4 protein-coding genes and 1 pseudogene are annotated in these 6,871 nt (G+C 75.8%); 1 reads left to right on the top strand and 4 read right to left on the bottom strand.

All coding sequences use genetic code 11. The features are described 5' to 3' along the window. From GPJ59_RS31495 to GPJ59_RS31480, 4 genes are all read right to left on the bottom strand, one after another. The coding region (locus GPJ59_RS31495; protein ID WP_308120588.1) for a PrsW family intramembrane metalloprotease at window positions 1-1,036 on the bottom strand (1,036 nt) is incomplete at its 3' end. A 61-nt stretch (window positions 1,037-1,097) separates the two neighbouring features. Continuing rightward, entirely contained in the window at window positions 1,098-1,922 is an 825-nt protein-coding gene (gene trmB, locus GPJ59_RS31490; RefSeq protein ID WP_219671330.1) for a tRNA (guanosine(46)-N7)-methyltransferase TrmB, read from the bottom strand. A gap of 70 nt (window positions 1,923-1,992) precedes the next feature. After that, window positions 1,993-3,213: an L-2-hydroxyglutarate oxidase gene (gene lhgO, locus GPJ59_RS31485; protein WP_219671329.1), complete on the bottom strand. Its 1,221-nt coding sequence runs from the start codon at window positions 3,211-3,213 to the stop codon at window positions 1,993-1,995. A 122-nt stretch (window positions 3,214-3,335) separates the two neighbouring features. Beyond that, window positions 3,336-5,075: a sporulation protein gene (locus tag GPJ59_RS31480; RefSeq protein WP_219671328.1), complete on the bottom strand. Its 1,740-nt coding sequence runs from the start codon at window positions 5,073-5,075 to the stop codon at window positions 3,336-3,338. A gap of 633 nt (window positions 5,076-5,708) precedes the next feature. On the opposite strand from GPJ59_RS31480, the pseudogene GPJ59_RS31475 reads away from it, so the two are divergent. Then, a pseudogene (locus GPJ59_RS31475) lies at window positions 5,709-6,710 on the top strand (asparagine synthase-related protein); the annotation flags it as partial. Window positions 6,711-6,871 lie beyond the last annotated feature (161 nt).

Raw genomic sequence — 6,871 nt, 5'->3', positions numbered from 1 at the left:
GGGGGGGGGGGGGGCGGCCCGCCGGCCCCGCGCCGCATCCCGTCGCCGCCCCCCCGGCGCCGCCCGGGGCGGCCGCCCGGCCCCCGCTGTGCCGGGCCAGCGAGCGCGCCAGCGACCGGGCGGGCAGCGACGCGAGCGCCGGCACCTCGGCCGGGTCCAGCCAGCCCGCCGCCGCGTACACGGCCAGCTCCCCGCGCACCGTGTGGAGTTGGCGCCGCTGTATCCGGACCGCCGCCCACACCAGCAGCCCGAAGGCCGGGGCCATCACAGAGCCGTAGACGAGGTAGAAACCGGACTCGCCCAGCTCCGAGGAGCTGTTCCACAGTGCGTGCGTACCCATCGCCGCCGCCAGCCCGGCCAGCGGCAGCCCGGTCCGGGTGGCGCGCCGGCCGGCCAGCACGGCCGCGCCGAAGCCGAGTCCGGTCAGCACCGTGAACAGCGGATGCGCGAACGGCGAGACCATGATCCGCACGAAGAAGGTGGCGGCCGTCATCGACTCCAGCACCCCGACGCCGCTGGCCAGGTCCTCCCCGAACGCATTGCCCAGGTAGAGGATGTTCTCGGTGAAGGCGAACCCGGTCGCCGTGAAGCCGGCCAGCACGAAGCCGTCGGCGGGACCGGTGAAATGGCGTCTTCGGAACAGGAAGACCAGCAGCAGCGCGGCCGCCTTGGCGCTCTCCTCGACCACCGGCGCGATCGCCACCGAGCCGAGCTGGTCGGCGTCGGAGGGATCGGCGGTGGCCGCGGCTATCCACTGGGTCGCGAAACTGTTGGCCACTATGGCGATCAGCGCGGCGGCGCAGGCACCCCAGCCGAAGCAGAACAGCAGCTGCCCCCAGGGCCCGGGCGCGGCCCGGCCCAGCCACCGGAAGGCCGCCATGAGCGGCGGCACCGGCAGCAGGGCCAGACCGAGGCCCACGAAGAACCCCGGGGTGCCGGTCTGTTCGCGGACGAGGTCCAGGATGGCTACGCCGGAGGCGGCGAGCAGGACGAGGAGCACGCCCGTACGGACCGTGCCGGACGGGCGTGCGAGCACGCCAAAGAGCGCTCGGGACACATGATGACCCTAGCGAGTGGGTCGGACACGCGCGGTGACGTTACCGGTTCTGCGTGCGGCGGAAGAGCAAGTCGTGTACGACGTGCCCCTTGTCGAGGCCCTGGCCCTCGAAGCGGGTCAGCGGCCGGAACGCCGGCCGGGGCGCGTAGCCGCCGTCGGCCTGCGTGTTCTCGAAGTCCGGGTGGGCGCTGAGCACTTCGAGCATCTGCTCGGCGTACGGCTCCCAGTCGGTCGCGCAGTGCAGGATCGCGCCGGGCGCCAGCCGGGTGGCGGCCAGGGTGAGGAACTCGGGCTGGATCAGCCGCCGCTTGTGGTGGCGCTTCTTCGGCCACGGGTCCGGGAAGTAGACGCGCAGGCCCGCCAGGGAGCCGGGGGGCAGCATCTCGCGGAGCAGGATGATGGCGTCGCCGTTGGCGACCCGGACGTTGTCGAGCCCGTTGCGCTCGGCGAGCGCGAGCAGGTTGCCCTGGCCGGGCGTGTGCACGTCGGCGGCGAGGATGCCGGTGTCGGGGTCGTCGGCGGCCATCTGCGCGGTGGCCTCGCCCATGCCGAAGCCGATCTCCAGCACCACGGGCCGGCCGCCGAACATCGCGTCGAGGTCGAGGACCTCGCGGCCGTCGATGTCCAGGCCCCAGCTGCCCCACAGCCGGCGCAGCGCGTCCTCCTGCCCGGTGGTCACCCGGCTGCGCCGCGGCTGGAAGCTGCGGATCCGCCGCTCGTGGTGCGAGCCGGCGGGGTCGGGCGCGGGGCCGTCGGGGAAGCGGGGCTCCGTCCGCCAGCGCGGCGGCGAGTACGGGGTCGCCTCCGGCGAGGGGCCGGGGGCCGGCGCGGGGGCGCTGGGCTGCGGATTCAGGGACTCAGACACAATGCCCAGATTCTACGTCGCACACCTGGACCCCGCCCGGCCCTGCCGGCCTCCTACCCCAGCACACCCCTCAGGCCGTGTGCAGCACCCGTAGGACCCGGGTGGCGATCTCGCGGCCGATCGGGAGGGAGGCCGTCGCCGCCGGGGAGGGGGCGTTCAGGACGTGGACCGTGCGCGGGGCCTCGCGGATCAGGAAGTCGTCCACCAGCGTCCCGTCCCGCAGCACCGCCTGCGCCCGTACCCCCGCGGCCGCCGGCACCAGGTCCGCCTCGGCCACCGCCGGCAGCAGCCGCCGGACCGCCTCCGTGAACGCCCGCTTCGACAGGGAACGGTGGATCTCCCCCGCCCCGTACCGCCAGTGCCGCCGGGCGATCCGCCAGGTCCCGGGCCAGGCCAGCTCGGAGGCCACGTCGGCCGGCCGGACGGTGCCCCAGCCGTACCCCTCGCGCGCCAGCGCCGGCACCGCGTTCGGCCCGACGTGGACCCCGCCGCCGATGCCCCGGGTCAGATGCACGCCGAGGAAGGGGAACGCAGGGTCCGGGACCGGGTAGACCAGGCCGCGCACCAGCGAGGGCCGCGCCAGGTCGTAGTACTCGCCGCGGAAGGGGACGATCCGCATCTCCGGGTCGTCCCCGGCCAGCCGGGCGATCCGGTCGCACTGGAGCCCCGCGCAGTTCACCAGCGCCCGCGCCCGAACGACCAGGCCCGACGCGGTGCGCACCGCAACCCCCGCGGGGCGGCGCGAGACCAGGTCCACCCGCGCCCCGTAGACGATCTCCGCCCCGGAGGACTCGGCCAGCCGGGCCGCCACCTGCCCGTAGTCGACGATCCCCGTCGTGCCGACGTGGATCGCGGCGAGTCCCCGCACCTCCGGCTCGTACTCCGTGATCTGCGCCGGGCCCAGCTCGCGCACCGGGATGCCGTTCTCCCGGCCCCGCTGGACCAGGGCGTGCAGGCGCGGCAGCTCCGACCGCTCCGTCGCGACGATCAGCTTGCCGGTCACCGAATGCGGAATGTCGTGCTCCGCGCAGAACTTGACCATCTCCGAGGCGCCCCGCACCGCGAACCGCGCCTTCAGCGACCCGGGCCGGTAGTAGATCCCGCTGTGGATCACCCCGCTGTTGCGCCCGGTCTGGTGCCGGGCCGGCCCGTCCTCCTTCTCCAGCACCACCACCCGGGTGCCCGGCGCGAGCCGCGACAGGGCATACGCGGTCGACAGGCCGACGATCCCGCCACCGATCACCAGCACATCGCAGTCCACGCTGCCACCTCCCACCCCTGCATACTGCACCCCCGCACTGACAACGCGGACGCCAGGCCGCCACCGTCCGGTTGCGCACCGTCATGTACGCGTCGCGCAGAACCCGGTCGGACCCGGTTGCTCCCCTTCGATCCTGTCCGGTTCGACCCCGGTCAGGCGGGAGTCACGAGCAGCGGACGGGCCCGTTCGCGCAGCTCGGCCACGCGCGGCTCGTCCCCGTACGGCTCCAGCCTGTGCAGCAGGTCGCGTACGTACTCGGTGGTGCGGGCGGACGAGATCCGGCCCGCCACCTCCACGGCCCGCGCGCCCTGTGCGCACGCCGCGTCGAGGTTGCCGGACTCCAGCTCCGCCACCGCGCTGACCACCAGCCGCAGGCCGTGCGAGCGTACGTACTCCTCCGTCGGCCGGGACAGCGCCTGCTCGGTGAAGCGACGGACCTGCCGGGGCAGTTTGAGGTCCCGGTAGCACTCCGCCGCGTCCGCCGCGAACCGGTCGTACGAGTAGAAGCCCAGCCAGCTCGGATCCGGGTCGCCCTCCCGCGACCGCTCCAGCCACCCCTCCGCGGCCCGCAGCGCCGCCCCCGCGGCCTGCGGATCGCCGGCCTTGGCGTGCGCCCGGGCCTCGACCAGGCGGAAGAAGCTCATGGTGCGGGCCGTGGCCAGGCCCCGGTTGCGCTCGACGGCCGCCTGCGCGAGGTCGACGGCCTCGTCGGCGAAGTCCCGGTAGGTGGCCTGAAGGGACATCGAGGCCAGGACGTACCCGCCGAGCGGTACGTCGGCCGCCGCGCGGGCGAGCCGCAGCGCCTGGATGTAGTAGCGCTGCGCCGCCTCCTGCTGGCCGGTGTCGAAGGCCATCCAGCCGGCCAGCCGGGTCAGTTCGGCGGTCGCGCCGAACAGGGCGCGCCCCACCTCGTCGCTGTACGAGCCGAGCAGCAGCGGGGTCGCATCCACCCTCAGGCACTCGGGCACCATCGACGAACGCCAGTCGCCGCCGCCGTACTTGGAGTCCCACCGGCGGGCGTCCTCGGCCGCCTCGCGAAGCTTGGCCACGTCGCTGTGGCCCACGCGCTGCGGGGAGGGCTCGGGCAGGGCGGGCGCGGGCACTTGGCCCGGCGCGGGGCCGGGGGCGGGGCCGGCGCCGGGGGCGGGTGAGTGAGGCTGTCCGGATCCGTGGCCCGGTCCGGGGCCGGCGCCGGGTCCGGTGCCGCGGTGCGTTTCGGTTACCGGCCGGGCGGGCACAACGGTGGTCGGCGAGAGGTCGCTGCCGCCGGGCACACCCGCTCCGGTCCCGGCTCCGGTCCCCGTGCCGGTGGTGGTGGTGCTCGCCGGACCGGCCGAGGCCGTCGCCGCCGTCGACGGCGACGTCGGCATGGACGGGGACGGGGACGCGGGCGGGGGTGGTGCGGGAGGCTGCGGGGCCTCGCGCGCGACCGAGCTGTCCGCAGGCGATATCAGCCACCGCGACGCGGGGGTCGCGTACGCCGACACGGAGAAGGACCCGGCGAGGGACTGCCAGATCCCCCCGCCGCCGCGCCGGCCCGCGAGGTCGAGCCGGTAGAGGTCGGTGGCCGAGCGCACCGCCGCGCCCACGTCGCGCGGGAAGCCGAGGCCGACCTCCGGCGCCGGGTCGGCATCCGCGAGCCCGATCTCGTGCAGTGGCACCGGCCGGCCGAGCTTGGCGCCGATCGCCGCGGCGATCAGGTGCGGGGCGGCGCCCTGCGGCACCATGCCCTTCGACACCCAGCGGGCCACGGACGTCTTGTCGTACCGGAGTGTCAGGCCGCGCTGCGCGCCCAGGTCGTTGACCCGCCTGGCCAGGCCCGCGTTGCTGATTCCCGCCAGGGCGAGGACGGCGCCGAGCTTCTCGTTGGGCTCCCGGAGCTCCCTGGACATGCGCCACCCCTCGTCGCACGTGGAACGCAGACGCCGCCGGGGCATAGGCGCCCGGCATTTCGTAAACCCAGCGTAGTTCCCCGCCTCCCAAGCGTTAAGGCCTCGACTTCCGTATGGCGGGATTGTTGTCCGTACGTACGGCCGGACCGCCCGGCGGCGCCGGGCGCACGTGTCGGCGCGTGCTCCGCCCGTGTGGCCGTGCGCCCGTACGTGCGCTCTGGCCCGGCCCCGGGGCCGGCGATTCGATGTGCGGTGCGTGGGTCGGCCCGCTGCGTGGATCCGGCGGGCCGGGGGACACCGCCGCCTCAATCCCCGCGGGTGGCGGAACGGTCCGGGGGGCGGACGCCGCCTCCCGGACCGCGGCGGCCCCGCTGTGCCCCTGAGCCCGCTCCGGCACGCGGCGCGGTCGAAGAATGGCTGAAACCGACCTATGGGATGGTGGCCCCCAGGAGGCGACGGAACGTCAAATACCGTGTGACGGGGGCGCATTCGTTTCTACGTGCGCCCCCTAGAAGCACGCCCGCACGCTTGTCTCGTGGCAGCATGGACCCCGAGCCACCCGGGGTCCCGCCGTCCGGCCGTCCAGCCGCCCGGCGCCCCGGTCACTGGGGCCCACAGGCTGGGGAGGCGGCGATGCGCTGGTTGGTGGGGTGGAGCAGTATCGCCGCGAGTTTCGGCACGGCCGGACGGGTCTCCCCCGACGCGGCAGCCCCGCGCGGCGGCCTCGCGGACGCGGCCCCCGGCGGCGACCCGCGCGACCCCGGTGCGTCCGGCGCGGACGCCGAGCGCACCCTCCTGCCGGTCGGCGCGCAACTCCTGTGGGGCGACCCCGACCCGCTCTGGGCCGTCGGCGACTGGCGCCCCGACGAGATCCGCACCGTCACCGCCGACCCCGCCGACCCCTTCACCCGGCTCGCCGTCCTCGGCTGCTGCGGCGCCGACGACGCGGAACTGCGCCGCGCCCTGTACGCGGCCCGCGGCGGCGCCCTGCGCCACCTGACCTCCTGGCCCGGCAGCTACACCGCCGTCGCCCAGGTCGGCCGCCGGATCACCGTGGTCGGCGACCTCGCCGGCGCCCGGCCCGTCTTCTACACCCCGTGGGCGGGCGGCACCGCGTACGCCACCGCCGCCCTGCCGCTCGCCGACCTCATCGAGGCGCAGCTCGACATCGGCCACCTCGCGGCCCTGCTGGCCTGCCCCGACAGCCCGGAGGCGCTGGCCGACGGCACTCCGTACGTCGGGGTCCGGCGGATCCCGCCCGGCCACGCCCTGATCCTGCGCGAGGGCTCCCGCGAGATCACCGGGTACGAGCCGGTCGCCTCCCTGGCGGTCGCCGCGCCCGAGGCCGACCCCGAGCACGCGGTGGAGGGCGTACGGGAGGCGTTGGTGGCCGCGGTGCGCGCCCGGCTCACGGCACCACGGCATGCTCCCGACACCCTGCCCTACGATCCGGGGCCGGTTCCCGGCATGGGCCCCGCCGACCGGCGTGCGGCACGCGGCATGCCGGCGCCCGGGGTCGGCGCCGACCTCTCCGGAGGCAGCGCCTCCGCCACGCTGGCCCTGCTCGCCGCGGGTCTGCCCGGCGCCCCCGGCACCCTGCCCGGGCCGCCGGGCGGGCCCGGCCGGGGACGTCGTGGCGGGTGGCGGGGAGGTGGGCCGGGCCGGCCCCGGGTGCGCGGGTGCTGCCGGCGCGCGGGGTGAGGGGGGGGGGGGTGAGTATGGGCGGGTGGCCGCCGGGGGCGAGGTAGAAGAGGGGGGCGCAGAGGGTCAAACCGCCGTTGCTGGAGGCGTAGTTG

It is taken from the genome of Streptomyces bambusae (assembly GCF_019400985.1).
In the GTDB taxonomy this organism is placed as follows: domain Bacteria; phylum Actinomycetota; class Actinomycetes; order Streptomycetales; family Streptomycetaceae; genus Streptomyces; species Streptomyces bambusae_A.
This window is presented reverse-complemented; position numbering and strand designations above follow the sequence as displayed.